This window comes from Bacillus sp. D386, assembly GCF_006346415.1.
Genome location: NZ_VEMV01000005.1, coordinates 376,437 through 396,062 on the forward strand (window position 1 = coordinate 376,437; position 19,626 = coordinate 396,062).

Annotated in this window: 23 protein-coding genes; 5 read left to right on the forward strand and 18 right to left on the reverse strand. The window is 37.6% G+C overall.

The features are described from left to right. Positions 1 to 57: 57 nt before the first annotated feature. On the reverse strand, positions 58 to 714 hold the full coding sequence (locus FHY45_RS16785) for a helix-hairpin-helix domain-containing protein (protein WP_139892599.1): 657 nt from the start codon (positions 712 to 714) through the stop codon (positions 58 to 60). A 98-nt stretch (positions 715 to 812) separates the two neighbouring features. Between FHY45_RS16785 and comER the strand changes: the two genes are divergently transcribed. Next, a complete protein-coding gene (comER, locus tag FHY45_RS16790; protein ID WP_066105304.1) occupies positions 813 to 1,643 on the forward strand; it encodes a late competence protein ComER in 831 nt (276 codons plus the stop codon). A 107-nt stretch (positions 1,644 to 1,750) separates the two neighbouring features. Here comER and FHY45_RS16795 read toward each other — a convergent pair whose 3' ends face one another. Genes FHY45_RS16795 through FHY45_RS16830 form a run of 8 tightly spaced genes read right to left on the reverse strand, consistent with a single transcriptional unit; the run spans position 1,751 to position 6,815 of the window. Continuing rightward, positions 1,751 to 2,503: a class I SAM-dependent DNA methyltransferase gene (locus tag FHY45_RS16795; RefSeq protein ID WP_139892600.1), complete on the reverse strand. Its 753-nt coding sequence runs from the start codon at positions 2,501 to 2,503 to the stop codon at positions 1,751 to 1,753. Then, the gene (gene rsfS / locus FHY45_RS16800) at positions 2,500 to 2,853 is read right to left on the reverse strand and encodes a ribosome silencing factor (protein ID WP_066105311.1); all 354 of its coding nucleotides are present in this window, start codon (positions 2,851 to 2,853) and stop codon (positions 2,500 to 2,502) included. Before rsfS ends, FHY45_RS16795 begins: the two co-directional genes overlap by 4 nt. Next, the gene (gene yqeK / locus FHY45_RS16805; protein ID WP_066105314.1) at positions 2,854 to 3,426 is read right to left on the reverse strand and encodes a bis(5'-nucleosyl)-tetraphosphatase (symmetrical) YqeK; all 573 of its coding nucleotides are present in this window, start codon (positions 3,424 to 3,426) and stop codon (positions 2,854 to 2,856) included. Next, on the reverse strand, positions 3,395 to 3,982 hold the full coding sequence (locus FHY45_RS16810; RefSeq protein WP_066105318.1) for a nicotinate-nucleotide adenylyltransferase: 588 nt from the start codon (positions 3,980 to 3,982) through the stop codon (positions 3,395 to 3,397). The genes yqeK and FHY45_RS16810 overlap by 32 nt, the downstream gene beginning before the upstream one ends. A gap of 33 nt (positions 3,983 to 4,015) precedes the next feature. Then, positions 4,016 to 4,309: a ribosome assembly RNA-binding protein YhbY gene (yhbY, locus tag FHY45_RS16815; protein ID WP_066105322.1), complete on the reverse strand. Its 294-nt coding sequence runs from the start codon at positions 4,307 to 4,309 to the stop codon at positions 4,016 to 4,018. Next, positions 4,310 to 5,140, reverse strand: a complete 831-nt coding sequence (gene aroE, locus FHY45_RS16820; RefSeq protein WP_139892601.1) for a shikimate dehydrogenase — start codon at positions 5,138 to 5,140, stop codon at positions 4,310 to 4,312. Positions 5,141 to 5,151: 11 nt separating this feature from the next. After that, positions 5,152 to 6,273 carry a ribosome biogenesis GTPase YqeH gene (gene yqeH / locus FHY45_RS16825; protein WP_373925492.1) on the reverse strand — a complete coding sequence of 374 codons (1,122 nt, stop codon included), beginning with the start codon at positions 6,271 to 6,273 and terminating at the stop codon, positions 5,152 to 5,154. Continuing rightward, complete coding sequence (locus tag FHY45_RS16830; RefSeq protein ID WP_175354283.1) at positions 6,261 to 6,815, reverse strand: YqeG family HAD IIIA-type phosphatase; 555 nt, start codon at positions 6,813 to 6,815, stop codon at positions 6,261 to 6,263. Before FHY45_RS16830 ends, yqeH begins: the two co-directional genes overlap by 13 nt. Positions 6,816 to 7,164: 349 nt before the next feature. On the opposite strand from FHY45_RS16830, the gene FHY45_RS16835 reads away from it, so the two are divergent. Then, on the forward strand, positions 7,165 to 7,296 hold the full coding sequence (locus FHY45_RS16835) for a sporulation histidine kinase inhibitor Sda (RefSeq protein ID WP_066105330.1): 132 nt from the start codon (positions 7,165 to 7,167) through the stop codon (positions 7,294 to 7,296). Positions 7,297 to 7,359: 63 nt separating this feature from the next. Here FHY45_RS16835 and FHY45_RS16840 read toward each other — a convergent pair whose 3' ends face one another. The 3 genes from FHY45_RS16840 to sigK form a co-directional block, all read right to left on the reverse strand. Then, positions 7,360 to 8,139: a phosphatidylserine decarboxylase gene (locus FHY45_RS16840; protein WP_066105333.1), complete on the reverse strand. Its 780-nt coding sequence runs from the start codon at positions 8,137 to 8,139 to the stop codon at positions 7,360 to 7,362. Between the two features lie 170 nt (positions 8,140 to 8,309). Continuing rightward, positions 8,310 to 10,565 carry an MMPL family transporter gene (locus FHY45_RS16845; protein WP_139892603.1) on the reverse strand — a complete coding sequence of 752 codons (2,256 nt, stop codon included), beginning with the start codon at positions 10,563 to 10,565 and terminating at the stop codon, positions 8,310 to 8,312. A gap of 82 nt (positions 10,566 to 10,647) precedes the next feature. After that, positions 10,648 to 11,364 carry an RNA polymerase sporulation sigma factor SigK gene (sigK, locus tag FHY45_RS16850; RefSeq protein ID WP_066105338.1) on the reverse strand — a complete coding sequence of 239 codons (717 nt, stop codon included), beginning with the start codon at positions 11,362 to 11,364 and terminating at the stop codon, positions 10,648 to 10,650. A gap of 170 nt (positions 11,365 to 11,534) precedes the next feature. On the opposite strand from sigK, the gene FHY45_RS20655 reads away from it, so the two are divergent. Next, complete coding sequence (locus tag FHY45_RS20655; RefSeq protein ID WP_180350008.1) at positions 11,535 to 11,702, forward strand: hypothetical protein; 168 nt, start codon at positions 11,535 to 11,537, stop codon at positions 11,700 to 11,702. 378 nt (positions 11,703 to 12,080) lie between these two features. Here the strand turns inward: FHY45_RS20655 and FHY45_RS16855 are convergent, their stop codons facing one another. The 6 genes from FHY45_RS16855 to mtnN all read right to left on the reverse strand — a co-directional run bounded on the left by FHY45_RS16855 (position 12,081) and on the right by mtnN (position 17,892). Continuing rightward, positions 12,081 to 12,215, reverse strand: coding sequence for a YrzI family small protein (locus FHY45_RS16855; protein ID WP_077248070.1), 135 nt, complete (start codon positions 12,213 to 12,215; stop codon positions 12,081 to 12,083). A gap of 319 nt (positions 12,216 to 12,534) precedes the next feature. Beyond that, positions 12,535 to 14,217, reverse strand: coding sequence for an amino acid ABC transporter ATP-binding/permease protein (locus FHY45_RS16860; RefSeq protein ID WP_139892604.1), 1,683 nt, complete (start codon positions 14,215 to 14,217; stop codon positions 12,535 to 12,537). Next, complete coding sequence (locus FHY45_RS16865) at positions 14,214 to 15,938, reverse strand: ABC transporter ATP-binding protein/permease (RefSeq protein ID WP_066105343.1); 1,725 nt, start codon at positions 15,936 to 15,938, stop codon at positions 14,214 to 14,216. Before FHY45_RS16865 ends, FHY45_RS16860 begins: the two co-directional genes overlap by 4 nt. Next, the gene (locus FHY45_RS16870) at positions 15,935 to 16,318 is read right to left on the reverse strand and encodes a DUF454 family protein (protein ID WP_066105347.1); all 384 of its coding nucleotides are present in this window, start codon (positions 16,316 to 16,318) and stop codon (positions 15,935 to 15,937) included. Before FHY45_RS16870 ends, FHY45_RS16865 begins: the two co-directional genes overlap by 4 nt. A 475-nt stretch (positions 16,319 to 16,793) precedes the next feature. Next, entirely contained in the window at positions 16,794 to 17,006 is a 213-nt protein-coding gene (locus FHY45_RS16875; protein ID WP_077248071.1) for a YrhC family protein, read from the reverse strand. A gap of 190 nt (positions 17,007 to 17,196) precedes the next feature. Further along, complete coding sequence (mtnN, locus tag FHY45_RS16880; protein WP_139892605.1) at positions 17,197 to 17,892, reverse strand: 5'-methylthioadenosine/S-adenosylhomocysteine nucleosidase; 696 nt, start codon at positions 17,890 to 17,892, stop codon at positions 17,197 to 17,199. 153 nt (positions 17,893 to 18,045) lie between these two features. Between mtnN and FHY45_RS16885 the strand changes: the two genes are divergently transcribed. Both FHY45_RS16885 and FHY45_RS16890 read left to right on the forward strand, forming a co-directional pair. Further along, positions 18,046 to 18,252 carry a DUF2536 family protein gene (locus FHY45_RS16885; protein WP_066105356.1) on the forward strand — a complete coding sequence of 69 codons (207 nt, stop codon included), beginning with the start codon at positions 18,046 to 18,048 and terminating at the stop codon, positions 18,250 to 18,252. A gap of 993 nt (positions 18,253 to 19,245) precedes the next feature. Beyond that, positions 19,246 to 19,617: a hypothetical protein gene (locus FHY45_RS16890; RefSeq protein WP_066105359.1), complete on the forward strand. Its 372-nt coding sequence runs from the start codon at positions 19,246 to 19,248 to the stop codon at positions 19,615 to 19,617. Positions 19,618 to 19,626: the final 9 nt, after the last annotated feature.

Genomic DNA, 19,626 nt, shown 5'->3' on the forward strand with positions numbered 1-19,626 from the left:
CAATGAACTTTCCTTCACTTTAACAAGAATTGTATCCTTCCTACAACTATTCTTTTCTTACTTAACAGTTATTAATTCCCTGAGCTTTTCAAATGTTTTATCACCTATGCCTGTAACTTCCTTCAAATCTTCAATCGTTTTGAATGATCCAAGTTCTTCCCGTTTTTGTAAAATCGCTGTCGCTTTACTCGGACCGATTCCCGGAAGTTCCTGCAGTTCTTCAGATGTTGCTTTATTCAAATTAATTGTACCATCCCCCTTGGCCGCTGAGACTGTATTCCCTGAACTTTCCCCAGCTGTATGATTAGAAGCCTCTGCTGTCTCACCCTTGATTGGGATATAGATGACCATTTCATCCTCTACTAATTGCGCCATATTCACTTGCTTACTATCAGCCCCATTTTTCAATCCACCTGCTTTTTGAATGACATCCGTTACTCGATCCCCCTTCAAAAATTCATATACACCAGGTTTTTGAACGGCACCCTTCACATCAACCTTATAAGTAGCACTCACCTCAGGTTCTGCCACCAGTTTTTCCGTATCTTCATTCTTTTTTTCTATTGCACTCTCCTCCGTCCAATTTATTTCACTTTGTTCGATTTGCCCATCTTCAGATTGCATATTCCAAAAGAAGAGTGCAGTACAGGCTACGCCTGCACCTGCTAGTAGGATTCCATTTCGCCTGATAAACTGTACGATTTTCTCATTCATTTAATTTACGCTCCTCTTCATATTTGATATTTACTTGCATAAATTTGTTATAAGGAATAGTGGATATCGTGATATTTATCCGATAAGGAGGATTTATAATGATTACCGGCATAATTGGCACAGGTAATATGGGAACCATCTTAATTCAAAGTTTAATTGGGTCTTCGGCCGTTGCAGCAAAGGATGTAATCATCATGAACAGGACTAAACACAAAGCCCAATCCCTGGCTGTTGAATTACCAGGAATCCATACAGCACACACAAGTATTGAACTTGCAAAACAAGCGGATTTAATCTTTTTATGTGTAAAGCCGCATGAAATGTATCCATTAATTGAAATTCTTGAACCTCATCTAAGTTCGGATAATTGCATTGTTTCCATCACAAGTCCAATCTCCATCAAACAATTGGAAGCTGTCGTCCCCTGCTCATGCGCTAGATTTATTCCATCTATTACCAATCGCGCCTTGGCAGGCGCAACACTGCTGACATTTGGTGAATCCTGCAGTCCATATTGGCGGAACCAACTTCAGCAGATGGCAGCAGCAATTTCAAAGCCGCTCGAAATCGACAACAAATATACCAGAGTATCCTCAGATATTGTTAGCTGCGGTCCGGCTTTTTTTAGTTTTATTGCAAGAAACTTTATCGAAGCTGCGGTTGATCATACGGGAATAAGCACTGAAGAAGCCACCCAGCTAACCGAATCAATGCTGATTGGGCTCGGTGAATTATTACGTCAGCAGCATTTTTCATTGCCTGCTTTGCAAGAAAAGGTGTGTGTGAAAGGCGGTATTACAGGTGAAGGTATCAAAGTGCTGGAAAGTGAATTAGGTGAGGTTTTTAGTCATGTTTTTCAGGCTACGCATCGGAAATTTGAAGAGGATTTAAAGGGAATTGAAAATCAGTTTGGGGTTTCATATCATTAATTCTAATCATATTATAAAAGTCCTTTACGAAAACAAAGGTATTTATGAAAACATTGTGTCAATATAACTAAAAAACCAGGAACATCACGTTTCCTGGTTTTTTTACATTATTTCCTTTTACAAACAAAGAAGATTCGATCGGCCTCATCAAGGGAATTTCCTCCGAAGTCACCCATCAGTTCCACAAGCTCAAATCCAATCTCATCAAGCCAAGTTTTATACATATCGATCGGGTATGTACGTTGAAAATGATCTTCATCAAACCGGTTATACGCATCAAGCTCATGATCATAAACATAGAAAGTCAACTCATGTACGACACTGTGAGGAATATCTGTCCCTTTCCACGCATTCCAGATATAGGAAATATCATCTCCATTATCTGCATAGGTTTGATCACTAAAAAAAGTGGACATTTTTTTCACAGAATGAACATCAAAGATAAATAAACCATCCTCTTTCATATGGTTCAAAACACCTTTAAAAGTATCCTTTACATCATTCTCATCACCAAGATAATTTAATGAGTCACAAAAGATGACAACTATATCATATAGATTCAATCCTTCTAAAGCTCGCATATCCTGGTGATAAAACGGGATGTCATGCTGATTCTCGCTTGCTTTTTGAATTGCCACAGCCAGCATTTCTTCTGATAAATCAACGCCGGTTGGCTGGAAGCCTGCTTCTTTCAAACGAATAGCAAGCTCACCAGTCCCACATCCAATATCAAGAATTGATTTTTCATCTAATTGATATTTTCGGGCAATTTTTTTTAAAAACTCAACCCATTCCTGATAGGGAGCATCTTTCATTAAGTAATCATAAACATAAGCAAAGTTTTGATAACTTACATTCATATATTAAGTTCCTGCAATGATACTTCTGGGGCATCTCCCCATAATCTTTCCAATTTATAGTATGAACGATCATCTTTATGGAAAATATGCGCTACAACATCGCCCATATCAACTAGAACCCAACGCGCTTCATCAAAGCCTTCCATTCGGCGGACTGTCGCTCCGTTTTCTTCGACTTTTTCCTTCATTTCGCGTGCAATTGCTTGTACTTGTTTGTCTGAGTTACCGTGGCAAATAATGAAGTAATCAGAAATCAACGAAATTCCCTTCATATCCAAAACGAGTATCTCTTCTGCTCTTTTGTCATCAGCTGCTTTTGCAGCTACCTCTAATAATTCTTTACCATTCATTTAATTGTTCCTCCCTATCTGCTTTGCAAGATCGTTATAGGCATGGAAGGTATCCGGATAGATTGTTTGATTTTTTTTAATCAAAAATGTGATTGTATTTCCCATTGCCTGAAGCACAGCTTTATCCAGGCTTAGTAAGGACAACGCTCTCACTTCATCTACTCCAGGGAAACTTCTCCCAGGCTCTATATAATCAGCCAAATAAATGATCTTATCAAGCATACTCATTCCGACACAGCCCGAAGTATGGTTTTTGATTGCTGAAAGGATTTCTTCATCATGAAGATTTGCTTCTTTCTTAACTAAAACCGCTCCAACCGGTGCATGCCATAATTCAGTATTATATTCCAATAAATCCTGGGGTAATTGCTCATTCTTAATGATTTGTTCCATCTCATCCAGAGGACGATATTTGGCATAATCATGAAAGATTGCTGCCAATTTAGCTTTTTCTATATCTGCACCGTACCGTTCTGCCAATTCCTGAGCACTTTCCAATACACCCAATGTATGAATATATCGTTTATCAGGTAATTGCTGCCTAACGATTTCCAATGCTTTTTGTTGATCCATATAACTGATTCTCCTCAATATATATCTTTACCGCATCAGGAACCAAATATTTGATTGTCTTTCCATTGCTTATTTTTTCACGAATCCACGAAGAGGAAACAGCGATTTCCGGAATATCCACCAATGTGACAGGATAGGATGTCTCAGTACTGTAACCAGGGCGTTTAACACCTGTAAAGCGGACTAATTTACTCAATTCATCTATTTGTTTCCACTTCGGTAAATATTCAATCATATCAGCACCGATAATGAAATAAATTTCTGAGTTTGTATCCCGTTCTTTCAGGAGTTTAATGGTATCTATCGTATATGATGGCCCATTTCTTTCCCATTCTATTGTATCAATCATAAAACATGGATTACTACCGATTGCTAATGTAAGCATATCCAAGCGCTCTTGATTAGACGTTGAAGTTTTGGTTTTATGCGGGGGCACATTATTAGGCATAAAACGTACCTCATCCAAATCTAATTGCTCCCTAACCTCATTTGCAATAATTAAATGACCGATATGAGGGGGATCGAATGTTCCGCCTAAAATACCAATTTTTTTCATATAGTGTGCCCCCTTCCCTAAATAGGAATTTAATTATGATGGAAGAATAATTTGTTTGTTTTCTCTTGATTCTTTATATAAAACAATCGTATTACCAATGACTTGAACCAATTCCGCACGTGCACCTTTTGAAAGCTGTTCAGCCACCGTATCACGGTCCTCTTCGCAGTTTTGCAAGATGCTGACCTTGATAAGCTCACGAACTTCAAGAGCCTCACCAATTTGTTTAATCATATTTTCATTCACTCCGCCTTTTCCAACCTGGAATATCGGTTGAAGGGAATGTGCCTTCGAACGCAAAAATCTTTTTTGTTTACCTTTTAACATTTATGATCCTCCTAATTGTTGTAAAACTAATTGTTTCATTCTTTCTGTATCCGGCATAACACCTGTCCATAACTCGAAAGCCAGTGCTCCCTGGTTTACAAACATATCCACACCGTTTTGAACCTTATTACCACGGTCTTTTGCCTCTTTTAAAATTTTGGTTTCAAGAGGGTTATAAATAATATCACACACAACTGCATTTTGATTTAGTTCTGTCAGAGAAAGTGGTGATGCATGTACGTCTGCTAACCCAACCGAGGTTGTCTGAATAATAATATCATATTGGCCGAGAGAGCTCTCTGCTTCTTTCAGGCTGATTGCTCTCGAATTTATATTCCCATGATAATCTGCCAGCAACTGTTCTGCTGAAATATGAGTCCGATTGGCGAGATCGATTTTTGCTACACCTGTTTTAGCCAGTGCAAAATAAATTCCTCTTGCCGCACCGCCTGCACCAATAATCAAGACATTTTGACCATCTATACGATCGGTTATAGTCAGCAGTCCTTTAATAAACCCAGGACCATCCGTATTGTACCCATATAACAGTCCATCCTTTATGACAACAGTGTTAACAGCACCAACTTCATTTGCAAATTCGTCTAAGACATCGATATAAGGAATAATGCGACTTTTAAAAGGTACCGTTACATTAAATCCGCCGGCCCCCAAAGCTTTCATTCCCTCGACTGCCTGTTGTAGCTCAATATCCTCAACACAAAACGGCAAATATACTCCATCTACTAAATATTTATCAAATGCGTCATTATGAATAAGCGGAGACATTGAATGCTCAATTGGATTCCCTAATACCCCGAACAGCTTCTTCATTTTACTCTCCTTTAAATCAATGATTTACGGATCGTCACTTGCACTCCTTTAGGAACATGTGCGGAAATAACTGCTCCCGGCTTGTTAATCGTTACCCAGCCCAGACCAGAAAATACGATGTCTGTCTTCCCTTCTTTTATAGAGAATTGGTGAGCTACTAGCGGTGGAAAATAATCTAATTCAGAAGGATGCGGCGGTACCAATAATTCGCCTACATGTGTTTTGTACAGCTCGTCTGCTTTTTCTAATTTCGTCCGGTGGATATTTAACTCATTGGACAAATAACAAGTAAATGAATTCCGTTCACCCTGAATAAAGTCAAATCGAGCCAAGCCACCGAAAAAGAGAGTTTGGCCAGCATTTAATTGAAAAACTCTTGGTTTAATCTCTTTCTTTGGAGTAATCACTTTTAAATCTTCTTTACCCACAAAGTGAGCCATTTGATGGTGATTAATGATTCCGGGCGTGTCTATTAACGCTCTTTCATCATCCAGTGGAATTTCGATAATATCCAGAGTTGTTCCTGGGAAGTATGAAGTCGTAATCACATTTTCTTCACCACTGCCCTGTTTAATAATACGGTTGATAAAAGTGGATTTACCGACGTTTGTACAGCCTACGACATATACATCACGTCCCTCACGCAATTCCTCTATACGCTCCATTGCTTCTTCAATTCCATGTCCTTTAGCACCGCTGACAAGCATAATATCAACAGGATGTAAGCCAAATTCAGCCGACATGTGCTTCATCCAGGTAATCAGCTTATTAGGCTTGACTGATTTCGGTAATAAATCACTCTTATTACCGATTAAAACAACTGGATTATGGCCGACAAATCGTTGAATTCCCGGCAGCCAGCTTCCATTAAAATCAAATATATCCACTAATTTGACGATTAAAGCATCCTTACTTCCAATTCCATTCAGAATTTTTAAAAAGTCGTCATCCGTTAGGGATACATCTTGTACCTCATTATAGTGTTTAAGTCGGAAACATCTTTGGCAAATGATTTGTTCTTTTTGAAGTGAGGAAGATGGTGCATATCCTATTTTTTCAGGATGCTCCGTTTGAATAGTCACACCGCATCCCACACAGCTAATTTGTTCTTTTTCCAAGTCTAGTCCTCCCATGTTATCTGTCCTTTTTTACGGAACCATGTTAATATTCTGCGTTCAATTTTACGATTTATTTTAGTTGTCCAGCCATCTGTTTGAGCAACAGGAACGACAAGGATTGTTTGAAACCCGTTACGATTGCCGCCCAACACATCGGTTAAAAGCTGGTCACCGATCACGACTGCTTCTTCTCTTTTAATACCCATAATCTCTACAGCTCTTCTGAATGCAGCTCCCATAGGTTTTTTCGCTCTAAAAATAAAGGGGATTTGAAGTGGATCAGCAAAGGACTTTACACGTAGTTCACTGTTATTGGACACAATTGTCACTTTAATACCATGTTGCTTCATCATTTCAAACCAAGCAATCAGTTCTGGCGTGGCAAGAGGACGATCCCATTCCACAAGGGTATTATCAAGGTCTGTAATAATCCCCTTTATACCATTATCTTTTAATTCCTGAGGTTTGATTTCATAAATACTTTTAACATGCTTGGAAGGTAAAAATGCTTTTATCACTCTATACACCTCTATTAATTCTTTTTCACCGCTATCCATCATAACGGATATTTTAATTTATGTCATAGCCAAATAGCTAAATTTGATGAAAAGTGCAGTCGAAATATAAAACCTTTCGACACATTGCGCCATTATTTAAATCTGTGGATAAGTTTATGCACATCACTAACAGATCATTTACCTTTTTATACGATACGTTTTCCCAATAAAAATTATAGATACACACAATTTACCCACAAGTTATACACCTATCCCTGTGGATAACAGAACGGTTGTTCCATCCTCTTGATTCTGTTAAATTAAGGGTACACCAAGGCAAACTACTAATATATTGTCGTTGCCACCCATTTAGAACAGTAAATTGGAGGTGAAGCCGCAAGGCAAAATAATGCAAAAACTACCAGATGATCTTTTAATTGAATCATATTACAAAGCCAGGCATTTAAACTTAAGCCAAGAATTTATCCGTCTAATTGAAAGAGAAATTGACAGGAGATCCTTATCTTATAAAATATTTTAAGCAGAGCCAAACTCATTTGTATCATGCGCCCTGGTTAAGATCCAGGGCAATTTTTTTGTATTATTATTTTATATACCCTATTGTCTCACCGACATGTACTGGTTGCGGCAAAGCACCTGTTATGTATGGAGTAAAGGTTTCCTTCTCAAATAATAGAACCACGGTTGAACCGAAAGAAAAATACCCGATTTCTTCCCCTTTATGTAGAGTATCCCCCGAATGTGTTCTCTCTATTGAATTAACAAACATGGCACCAACCTTTACAACAGATAGAAATCCTCCGGCATGCTGGATTTCTGTGATTTCACGGTAATTTTTTGATAGAGGGTATTTACCTAATGTCATCCCCCACTTGTTGACTGGATATGACTTTCGTCCAAGAGTACTTTTCCGTGTAACCAATCCCTCAACTGGAGAGTGAATACGATGATAATGGCTTGGACTTAAATATAGTACCATATATCTGCCGCCTAGATATTTTTCTGTATCTTTTGTGTTCCCAAGCATTTCCTCAACTGAATATACCTTCCCTTTCACCTGGAAAGAAGAATCTTCATGGATGGGCCCACTATCCTCCAATACGGCATCTACAGGACTGACAACAGTCCCCTCCTCATGATTAATTTCGCGCGCTCCATTTATTAAAGCCCTTGTAAAAAAGTCATGCAGGGATGTGTATTCCTGAATGGGACGATCCATCTCAGTCAAATTAATTTTGTATTGCTTTGCAAAAGATGGGATTATCCGCCTGCTTGCTTTAGAGTTTGCAAATTTTCTTAAAAGGGAAGAAGTCCATCTGCCATTGGTTAATTCGATTAATAATTGATATACCTTTTCCTTCACTTTCTTCACCTATTTTCTTGTTATATAGCTACTCACATTTAGCTATCTTTCGATTGGATATAAAATTAACAAAAACACCCATGACGATTGAGGGTGTTTGTCTCTACTTAGTTTACTATTCCTTTAAAGGAAGGGAAAGATTTTTCTTACTGATACAGTCAAGTATATCATCATTTCAATTTAAATCGTCTCTTCATACTCGGAAACCACCAATTCCATTTTCCCATCATTTTCAAGAGGATTGGAACAAGGATTAACCTAATAATCGTCGCATCCAATAAAACAGCAATCGCTAAAGTAAAGCCCAGCTGTTTAATTTCTAATACGCGTGTCAGGATAAATGAAATAAAAACAATGATCATAATTAAGGCAGCCTGGGTAATAAAAGGACCTGTAGATTCGATTCCCCTTGCTATTGATTCTTCATTATCGTGGGATGATTCCCATTCTTCTTTAATCCTTCCGACTAAAAATACCTCATAGTCCATAGAAAGTCCGAACAAAATTGCGAAGGTTAATACAGGCAAATAAGACTGTATAAATCCTGGAGAAGTAAATTGAAGATACTCTTCTCCCCATCCAAATTGAAAGACTAAGACTGTCATTCCGCATGCTGCTGTTACACAAATAATATTTAATAGAATTGCTTTTATTGGAATAAAAATGCTCTTAAAAGCAATTACCAAGAAACAATAGGAAATCATTAAAACAACCACAATGACGATGGGTGTTTTTTTTGCTGTTTCTTCATGCAAATCATTCACTTGAGCTGTAAGCCCTCCAATATAAAGGCTCCCTTCATTCACCTGTTTCTCAAACCGCTCATTTAGCTTAGAGACAAAAGTTTTTGCTTCAGTAGAATCTGGGGCATATTTCAACGTAATCATTACAGGGGCTACATTAAAATCGTCATTAATCAAAAAACTGGTATATTCCTTAAGTTCAGGTAGTTTTATTAATTCTGCCACCTCATTGTATGTATCATCATCACCTAAAAGATTGTCAGTCAATTCTGTAATGGATGAAACCATTTGGACCTCATCAAAGGTTTTGAGGATATCTCCAACAGTCGAAATTTCCTTAAGCTCTTCCATACTGAACCGACTACCTGAAGCCTTCTTTACCAGGAGAACCGGTGAGTATAGACCGGACACAAACTTATCCTCTAAAAGCGTATTTCCTCTTCCAGATGGATAATCCTTTAAGGCATCTTGATTAAGCCCTATTCCCAAATGCATCTGCAATAATGGAGCGGTCAATGCTGCTAGAATAAGCAAACTCCCAATTAAATAAGGAAGTGAGTACTTCATGATATGCTTTGTCCATCGATACAGATATTTTCTCTGATTAGTCTTCTTTTTATATGGTATGGAGAAACTGTTCAGACGATGTCCAAGCAAACATAATAATGAAGGTAAAAAGGTAAGTGTCAGCAACAATAATATAAATAAAACAGCAAATGTGCCCACTGTTATATTAAGAAATAATTTTGCATGAACAAGAGGGAGTCCGATTAATGAAATCATAACCGTCAACCCAGATAAAAATATAGACTTTCCGCTTGTGGAAATGGCTATGGCGATTGCCTGATGAGAATCATTTTGTTGAAGTTCCTCCCTATATCTAATAATCAAAAATAAAGAATAATCAATTCCTATTCCCAGTCCAATCATCGTGACTACACTTGGTACAATAATGTCAAAATCCTGATATCCCGAAAGACTTAAACATGCAAAGGTAATGACTACCGCCATTCCTCCTAACATAATCGGGATTAAAGCCGCTGTAAGAGAACCAAATGCAAATAAAAGAACCACAAGAACAAAAGGCATGCCCAATTTTTCCGCAAAGGTAAGATCCCGCTTTTCCATATGGGTCAAATCCTTTATTGTCGGAGTGGCCCCTGTCAAATATAGTTCAAGCCCACCCTTCTGCGCATCCAAATATTCACTAAGTACATCAATCGTTTCTAAAACCCGACCTTTATTCCCTTCAATAAAAAGTAACGCGTAACAAGTGTGCAAATCCTTTGAAACTTGATTCTCCCCCTCCAGCAGAGGGTTCTCCATCGGATTTGCAACTACAGTTACCCCTTCTATCTTTTGGATTTCAGCCAGAACATTATCTACCGGTTCGTAAAATTTTTGTTCATTTACTTTCCATTGATTCGAATGAAAAACAAGAAAATTTTGTTCACCCATATCATCTGCAAAGTTATGCTCCATTAATTTTTGAGTTAGTTCTGATTGTGAACCTTTTACATTTAATTGCGGTGGTGAAAGATGGTTAAAAAAAGATGGTATTAGCATTATTCCGCCAAGAAACAGTAATCCCCAAACTAGCAGGATAACTTTATAATATTGAATGACCTTACAGCCAAAACGGTAAAAATAAGAAGAATTATGTTGGGGTTTAGATTCGTGCATATTGACACCTCAATTTTTTGAGCGTGACAATATTATTTCCTTTTAACGAAAAAAACGGACAAGTATCTTTTGCCCGTTTTGACTATTTTTTCTTCCTTTTTTCTTTCTCTGCTCGATAAAATTCATGGAACATTTTCATTAATGCTCTCTTTTCAATTCTTGAAACATAGCTGCGAGATATACCCAGTTCTTTCGCTATCTCTCTTTGTGTCTTTTCCTTTTTTAGATCTAGGCCAAACCTGCCAACAATAACCTCCTTTTCACGGTCCTCAAGCACATCAATATACTTCTTCACTTTTTCAAGTTCCATATTAAGCTGAATTGTGTCAATTACATCCTCAGACTCAGACTTCAATATATCAAGCAATGAAATTTCATTTCCCTCTTTATCCTGGCCAATCGGGTCATGCAACGAAACATCTTTTTTTGTTTTTTTTATCACTCTTAGATGCATCAAAATTTCATTTTCTATACAGCGGGCCGCGTATGTAGCAAGTTTCGTGCCTTTACCTGAGGAATAAGATTCGATTCCCTTGATTAAGCCAATCGTTCCGATTGAAATGAGATCCTCAGTATCTTCCCCAGTATTTTCAAACTTCTTTACAATGTGAGCTACAAGCCTTAGGTTATGTTCAATTAATAAATTCCTTGCTTCCGCATCTCCTTCCGCCATTCTTTCAATACATTCCCTTTCTTCCTTTGCTGATAATGGTTGAGGAAATGCATTGTTTTTAACATAGGAGACGAGAAAAACCAATTCTTTAATAAAATAGCCAAACGTTGCTAAAACTCCTGCCAATTAAATCAGCTCCTCACTGTTTCCAACCAGTTAGACTATTAGATATGTATGACAGCAGCCTCTATCCCTTGCCTGTCCTTCTGAAAATAAGATATTTGATTTATGCCCAACCATATAAGCAATCATCCCATATTATAATAATAATCTACGGTATATAAGGAGGTGCACCTATGTATCCTTATCATTTTGGAGGACCCAGTTGCGGTTGGGGCTATCCTCCTCCACCATGCCGAAATGGGTATGGCGCCGGATTTGCGATCTTAATTATTCTATTCATTTTATTATTCCTCTTTGGCTTTTGGGGTTTCTGGAGCGGGGGATACCTTGGTCCTAAATAAAGAAAAAAACTTATGCTCTGCATAAGTTTTTTTCTTCTTTTTATAATTCTATAGTTGTGATATCAGCTACAATGACAAATGTGATTGTAACGGCAGTAACAACCCCCATTACGAATAATAACATGGTAACCAACCCCTTATTCTTCCCATTTACCTAAATTTAACATAATAAAGGGGTGTCCCAAGCGACGTGATGTGAAGAATAATTGACTAATTCTTTACAGGAATGTGAACAGTTCGTTATGCACTATCCTTATTAATCCAGAAAAATTTTGATGTCTTTACTATCATATTGCTAGTCATATCTATCGCCTTCCTTCCGATTGAGCAAATTTTTTTGGACCGGTCAACCTTCGCATACTCGAGTATGGAATATAATTAATAGAATTTATTAATTATAGTTGTTTTTCGATCAAGTATTTCATTTTCCGCCTGACGTATTGAAACGTATTCAGACCTGCCCAATTTATTTGACTTGATTGTAACCGTGAACAGAATCATATTAAAGGTCATGCAATTACCTCCTTAAGCTTCAAATCATCGGTGTTTTTAGCACACTTTATCAATATATTCATCACACCACCAATATAGAACTAAAATTGTATAAAAATCCTATAGTTTAATTTACTATTTTTCACCAAAATATAGACCATTACAGACCTTTAGAAAACCAGAATGGGTAAGTATCTACATATCATAAATTTTAAACAAAGCAAAAAGCCGCAGAAAATTATTCTGCAGCTCTAATGCCAGGCTTATATCATGTTTTGTCCAAGTTGTTCATGAACCGACAAGTGTTTAAGTGTGTCTTGATATCATCCCACTGCCTATATTACACATTCTTACAATGCTGGCATTCCATTTCGTTTATTTGTCCATTGCTCACTTCAAAAATACGGTCTGCCATAGCCAGTACCTCCGGATGATGGCTGATGAGAATAACAAGTTTATCTCCCGCATGGGCTTTAATGGCCTGAAGAATGGAGGATTCATTCAACGCATCAAGATTGGTCGTAGGTTCATCCAGGATGAAAACCGAGGCATCATCCAGGAATAATCTGGCCAACGCTAATCGTTGGAGCTGTCCACTTGAAAGATTTTCACCAAATTCCTGAAGATGTGTATCCAATCCTTCTGGAAGACTTTTTATAAATTGATACAATCCTGCTTTCTCACAAGCATCCCAAATTTCTTCATCCTTATATTTTTTATACATCGTCAGATTCCGGCGCAATGTATCCGAAAATACAATTGTATGAGCATCAACCATACTGAAATGATTCCGGTAAGAATCGGCATCATACTCCTCGGCTGGCACTCCATTTAATAGTATGGTACCTTTCGTAACTGGAATATCCCGCAGCAGTAATGAAATCAATGTTGATTTTCCCGTACCATTATCTCCCCTGATGCCAATAATTTCTCCTATTCTCCATTCAAAATTAACGTTTTTATATAAATGTTTGCCTTTTTCATACTCAAATTGAACATCTTTATATTTAATATTACCAATATGGACGAGTTCACGACTGCCTCCCTCATTTACCTCAGGAGTAATATTCATGATTCCTAAGACACGTTTAGCACTGGCAAATGTATGAACAAGGCTCGAGCTAAGCTGCGATAAAGCTAGTGCAGGACCAAAGGAAGAATAAAGCAGCAGCACAGCTAAAAGCCCTGTACCTGCATCCACTTTACCAATTCCGTATAAATAAATGGATATACCAATTTGTATAAACACTGAAAGGTATAATGCCCCATCCGTCAATGCCTTGAGTAGACCTTCATGTTTCTTAAGGGACAAAGTAGAATTATTTAATTCCTCACTATATTCGTCAATTTGATTAATTGTCTGTTGCTCCTGTCCAAAAATGTACAGTTCCTTCAACCCTTTTAATCGATCAAGGATATATTGACTTTGCATGCCAAATTGAACACGATAAGCTTCTCCTGCTTCTTGTCCGCTTCTGTACACACTTTTCGGAACAACATAGCTTATTAACAAATATGAGAACAACGCTGCAACAGCATAAAATGGATGAAAAGACCAAAAAATCGCCAGATAAACAATTCCTGTGATAAAGCTAATACAAACAGGAGCTACTGTGTGCGCATAAAACACTTCAAGCATTTCTACATCCTTAGTAATAACATTCATAAGCTCCCCTTTTTGAAAGCTCATTAATTGCCTATTCCCAAGCTTTCCAAGGGATCTAAAGATATGAGACCGGATAGTAGCCAGAAGACTAAATGCAATGTAATGGGTCATATATTGCTCGCACAGACGAAAAACAGCACGCATTATACCTGCTGTAATAATCATAATAAGCAACAGTCTTCCATTTCCAAAGTCCTTAAGGCCCATTACATCCAAGAAAGCCATCCCTCCTATAAGACTTATGGCTGAAACCGCCAAATAACCTAATGTACCAAGAAGGATTGTCAGCATCATATGTGGAATAAGCGGCTTTAATATTTTCATTAATTGAATCAAATTCTTTCCGCTGCTAATCATACTGCACACCTTCCGATTGATTGTTGTTCTTCAAATAGCTCTGCATAAATGTTCCCATTGTTCATAAGTGTTTGATGATTGCCTTGTTCAGCTATTTTTCCATTGGAGAATACATAGATTTGATTTGCATCTACTAAACGCTGCAAGTGATGGGTAATCATGATAACCATTTTTCCCTGACGGCTGATTCTTTGAATAATATCAAGAATATCATCTTCACTACTACGGTCGATATTGGCAGTAGCTTCATCAAAAATAAACACTTTAGGATTCTTTAACAGCATTCGGGCAATTGCTAATTTTTGGCGCTGTCCGCTTGAAAGATTCGTCCCTCCGCTTTGAATTTTATAATGAAGGTTAGCAGCAAATTGATCTAGCTTCACAAACCTAATAATCTCTTCTGCCTCTTCTACCTCCAAAGTTGGTTTAGCCATCATTAAATTAGAAAAAATCGTACCTTCAAAAATATAGGAACGGTTACTGACACAGCCAATCAATCGATGCACCTGATCAATAGGCAGTTCCGCTAAAGATGTCCCACCGATTTCAATTGTTCCATTTTCCGGTTCAATGAAACGTTGCAGAATATGTGTAATAGTCGTTTTTCCTGCACCAGAAGCACCTGCAATTCCCGTCACCTCGCTTTGCTTGATGACAAGATTGCAATCCTGCAAAGCCGGTTTTTCAGCATATGGATAAGTATAGGTTATATTTTTAATGCATAAATCTCCTGTGATATCCTTATGAACAGCTGGTTCTTCTTTTTGCGAGTCAATTTTTAAAATGGAGGATAATAAATTCAAGGCACTCGTACCATTCATACCTACATGAAAATAGGATCCCAACAGTCGAAATGGTACAAAAAATTCAATCGCCAGCAGAGAAAAACAGATAAAGCCAGTTAAACTTAAGTTTCCATTTTTATAGGCAATCACTGAGCAGACGATTCCCAAAGCTGCTCCTAAATAGGCGATTAAATCCATAATGGTGATAGATTGCAATTGCATCCTAAGCACCTTCATCGTCATATAGCGGAATTCCTCTGCTTCCTTATTCATAATCTCTCCGTATGCCTTTTCTCCGTTATAAATTTTTAAGGTGCGCAGTCCCTCTACACCTTCAACGAACTTTTTACCAACATCCAAGTATTTATTCCAATATGTTTTAAAAATTCTCTTTCCAATTTTTACGCCGGCCACAATGGCAACCGGAATTAAAAAACCACTGATCAACAACATAAGCGCAATTTTCCAATTCAATTTTGCCATTACCACAAATAGCAGGACAGGAGTCAACAGGCTATAAAAAAATTGCGGCAGATAACGACTGTAATAAACATCGATATTCTCGATACCTTCTACCGCGAGCTGGCTAATTTTACTGATTTCCAGTTTGGTAATCTCTTGAGGGGTCAGTGAAAGAAGCTTTTCAAACAGTTCTCTCCGCACCTTATGCTTTAGCTCAAATGATGTATAATGTGTGAGCTTTGTCGAGTAATAATGACAGCCGAACTTTATAGCTATAATCAATCCAATATATAAAATGTAGTACATATCCATAACGATATTATGAACATAGAACAAGGCAGAAAATAATTCCGCAATCTCAAATACAATCACTATATTTATAACAACATTCAATAATTGCAATAATGTAACTTGAACCAAAACAGGGATGATTCCATACTTTTTTGCATAAATCATCATTTCTTTTTGAATCATATTTGTTGCACTTCCTCTTGATTATTAATCGTAGGAATTTTTATAAAAACAATCAATTTAACAACTGCCAACACGCATAGAACAATGCGAACGTGCAAATGATTGACCATTAAACCGCTGATTAGAAGTAATAAATACACGGTTAGTAAAATCGTTAATTTTCTTCTTAAAGTAAGACCACCATCCCTTTGGTAGCTCACTACATATTTTTCGTAAAATGACTGTTTCTTCAGCCAGTTTTCACATTTAACTGAATTACCAGCGAATAAAATTGCTGTCAGTAATAGTAAAGGTGTCGTTGGTAAAATAGGAACTGCGATTCCAATTAAACCAAACAATAGAGATATCCATCCCAATCCCAGTAAAATTAGTTTTTTCATCTGTCTTCCCCCACTAAATATGTATCAATACAAGCCATACTATAGAGCCTAACCCTCCAACTATATGAACGGCCGTACAATTTTTTTGTTTCTTTAAAAAAGGAATTATTGCTGTCAGAGCAATGATAAGCATATAAATGATATAACCAAATAAATTAGAACTCATTTGAAATAAATATATAAATATACTTATCAAGGCTATACAACCACTCCATCTATGAGTAAGTTTTATCGGTCTATTCTTTTTAAACAGGTGTAAAACCCCAAAGAATAAGCAAATAAAAAAAGAAAGTTTATGTAATGTCAACAATATCATTAGAAACCACCCGTACATTATTATTTTGATATATTAATATTATTGATAATGATTATCAATGTCAATGATAAATTTATCAAGTACCTGTAAAGATTCTTGATTAAAAGATTATAAAAAAAAGCCAACTCATTAAATGAGTTGACCTGTATTTTATAGAATTTATTCTTCGTCTTGTATTAACTTCCCATATTTCTTGGATAAAGCAAAAAATAATGCGGATAACGCCAATACTCCAGCAGTAGCAAAAGTTAAGTATTCCTTTACTACTTCACTCATACCTTCCTTTGGCAATATGGATCCTAAAAAAAGAAATACAGCAAACATTAGGAGAGTTGTACCAAAACGTTTATAATCTATCATTTTCTCTTTCAAGGAAACTACCACCTTTCAAATAAACTAGTAATACAGTAACACGATATTCCTCCCTATGCTAATGTAAATAGTGGCAGGCGAACCACTAAAATATATGGACAGAATGGTATCAATAGTTATGAACAATCACATTATTTTTTTAAGAAAACAAAAAAGTTCTGTCTTAGTATTTCGACAGAACTTAAAAATTTTATTTTAATTCTTTTACAATTCCCATTGCCAGTTGAGCTGAATGCAATGCAGCCTTTTCCAGGAATTGATCAAATGATAAATCTGACTCTTTGCCAGCAATATCACTTAATGCGCGCGTTACTACAAATGGAACATTAAACTGATAAGCCACCTGCGCAATAGCGGCTGCTTCCATTTCAACTGCCTGCAGCTGTGGAAACTTTTCTCTTACAAATCGAACACGTTCAGGATCAGACATAAATACGTCACCGGTTGCGATTAACCCTTTTCCAACTCCAACCCCGTCTATGCCTGCGGCCACTTTCTCTGCAAGTGATACAAGCTTTTCATCAGCAATAAATGCTGCAGGTAATTGTGGAACCTGTCCGTATTCATAATCAAACGCCGTAACATCCACATCATGGTGACGTACCTCAGTTGAAATGACCATATCTCCTACATTTAATTCTGGGTTGTAGCCACCTGCTGAGCCAGTGTTGATGATAAAATCAGGCTTGAATTTTTCAAGAAGGACAGCTGTTCCCATGGCAGCATTCACTTTGCCAATACCGGATTTTAACAAAATAACATCCACACCAAACATCTGTCCAGTTGTATATTCTGTATTAGCAATGACAACAGACTCGGCACTTTCTATATTCTCACGCAAATAAGCAACTTCTTCTTCCATTGCGCCAATAATAGCAATTTTCATTAGTATTACTCCTTTATATTACAAAGATTAAAATGACATGTACCATTTTACCATAAATCATCTGCATAAACAGACCACTAATCCTTTATTGGAGCTAGAGTATTCTAGGCATTTTTGGTAGACTTAGTTTGAAAATGAAGGAGGCAAAAAAAAGTGGAATTTAAATTAGAACTAATTGAAGACAAAGTTGAATTTTTCGAGGCATCCTCAATTCAAAACCTTGAAAAACAAATCCAGCAAAAAATAGATCAAAACAAAGCAATCATGCTATCCGTACACCACATATCCCACCAAATCCACACCACCCCCGAAGGCAAACCCATATACACAGCCGTAGTACACTATAAACTAAAAAGCTGAAGGGCCTTGTTCAGGAGTGAGAAGCATAAGACATAGGCTCGAAGGGGATGTTTCTCCCCCGTAGAGGCTATGCTTATGTCCCGAACTCCTAGGCCCTGAAGCTGGATTAACTAAAAAACTGAGACGACTGTTCAGACCCGAAAAGCATAAGACGAATACTCGGAGGGAGACGTTTTTCCCTCCCGCAGAGTATTTGCTTATGACTCGAGGGACTAGGAGTCGAAGCTGGATTAACTAAAAAGCTAAGACGACTGTTCAGGCCCGAAAAGCATAAGACGAATACTCGGAGGGAGACGTTTTTCCCTCCCGCAGAGTATTTGCTTATGACTCGAGGGACTAGGAGTCAAAGCTGGATTGACTAAAAAGCTGAAACGGCTCATGTTAAGGAACGAAGACTAAAGGCGCCACGTCCTGTGGCAACGTCTTCATGACCAACATCCTGTTGGCCCGCATAAGACATAGGCTCGAAGGGGATGTTTCTCCCCCATAGAGGCTATGCTTATGTCCCGAACTCCTAGGCCCTGAAGCTGGATTAGATAAAAAGCTGAAGGGCCTTGCTCAGCCGCGACAAGCATAAGAGGAGTTGCGTAGGGAGAACGCTTTTTTCTCCCGCAGCAGCTACACTTATGACTCGAGCGGTTAGGCCCTGAAGCTAGATTAACTAAAAAGCTGAGACGACTGTTCAGGCCCGAAAAGCATAAGACGAATACTCAGAGGGAGACGTTCTTCCCTCCCGCAGAGTATTTGCTTATGACTTGAGGGACTAGGAGTCGAAGCTGGATTAACTAAAAATCCAAAAACGGGTATATTAAGGAACAAAGACTAAAATCGTCACGTCCTGTGGCAACATCTTCATGACCTACATCTTTTAGGCCTCCGAAGCATAAGAGGAGGCACCGTAGGGAGCTTATTAGGGATTAAAGGCTTAAGTACACTACTTCGTGCGGCAACGCCTTTATGACCTGCAGAAATGAATAATAGGAGGTGCTATATATGGGGAGAGAAATAAAGTTTGATGACGATAAGCATGAACTGATTTTAACTCTTACAGGTTTAACAACTTTTTTTGCTTTAAAACGAAAGATTCAAATGCCCTACCCTCTAATAAAAAATGTTTTAGTAGATTATTTCGACGCTCCTACACGGATGATACGGATGCCTGGTTCTTCTATTTCATTCTTAAATATTTATGAAGGAAGTTATAAATATCAGAATGAATGGTATTTTCTTTCATACAGCGGTAGGATACCGTTGGTCATCATAGAATTGCAAGGACATAAAAAGTATAGATATATTATTTTCCAATGTGAAAATCCCACAAAAACCGCATCCGAGATTCGAACACATTTAAGAGATATTGACTGACATGATACA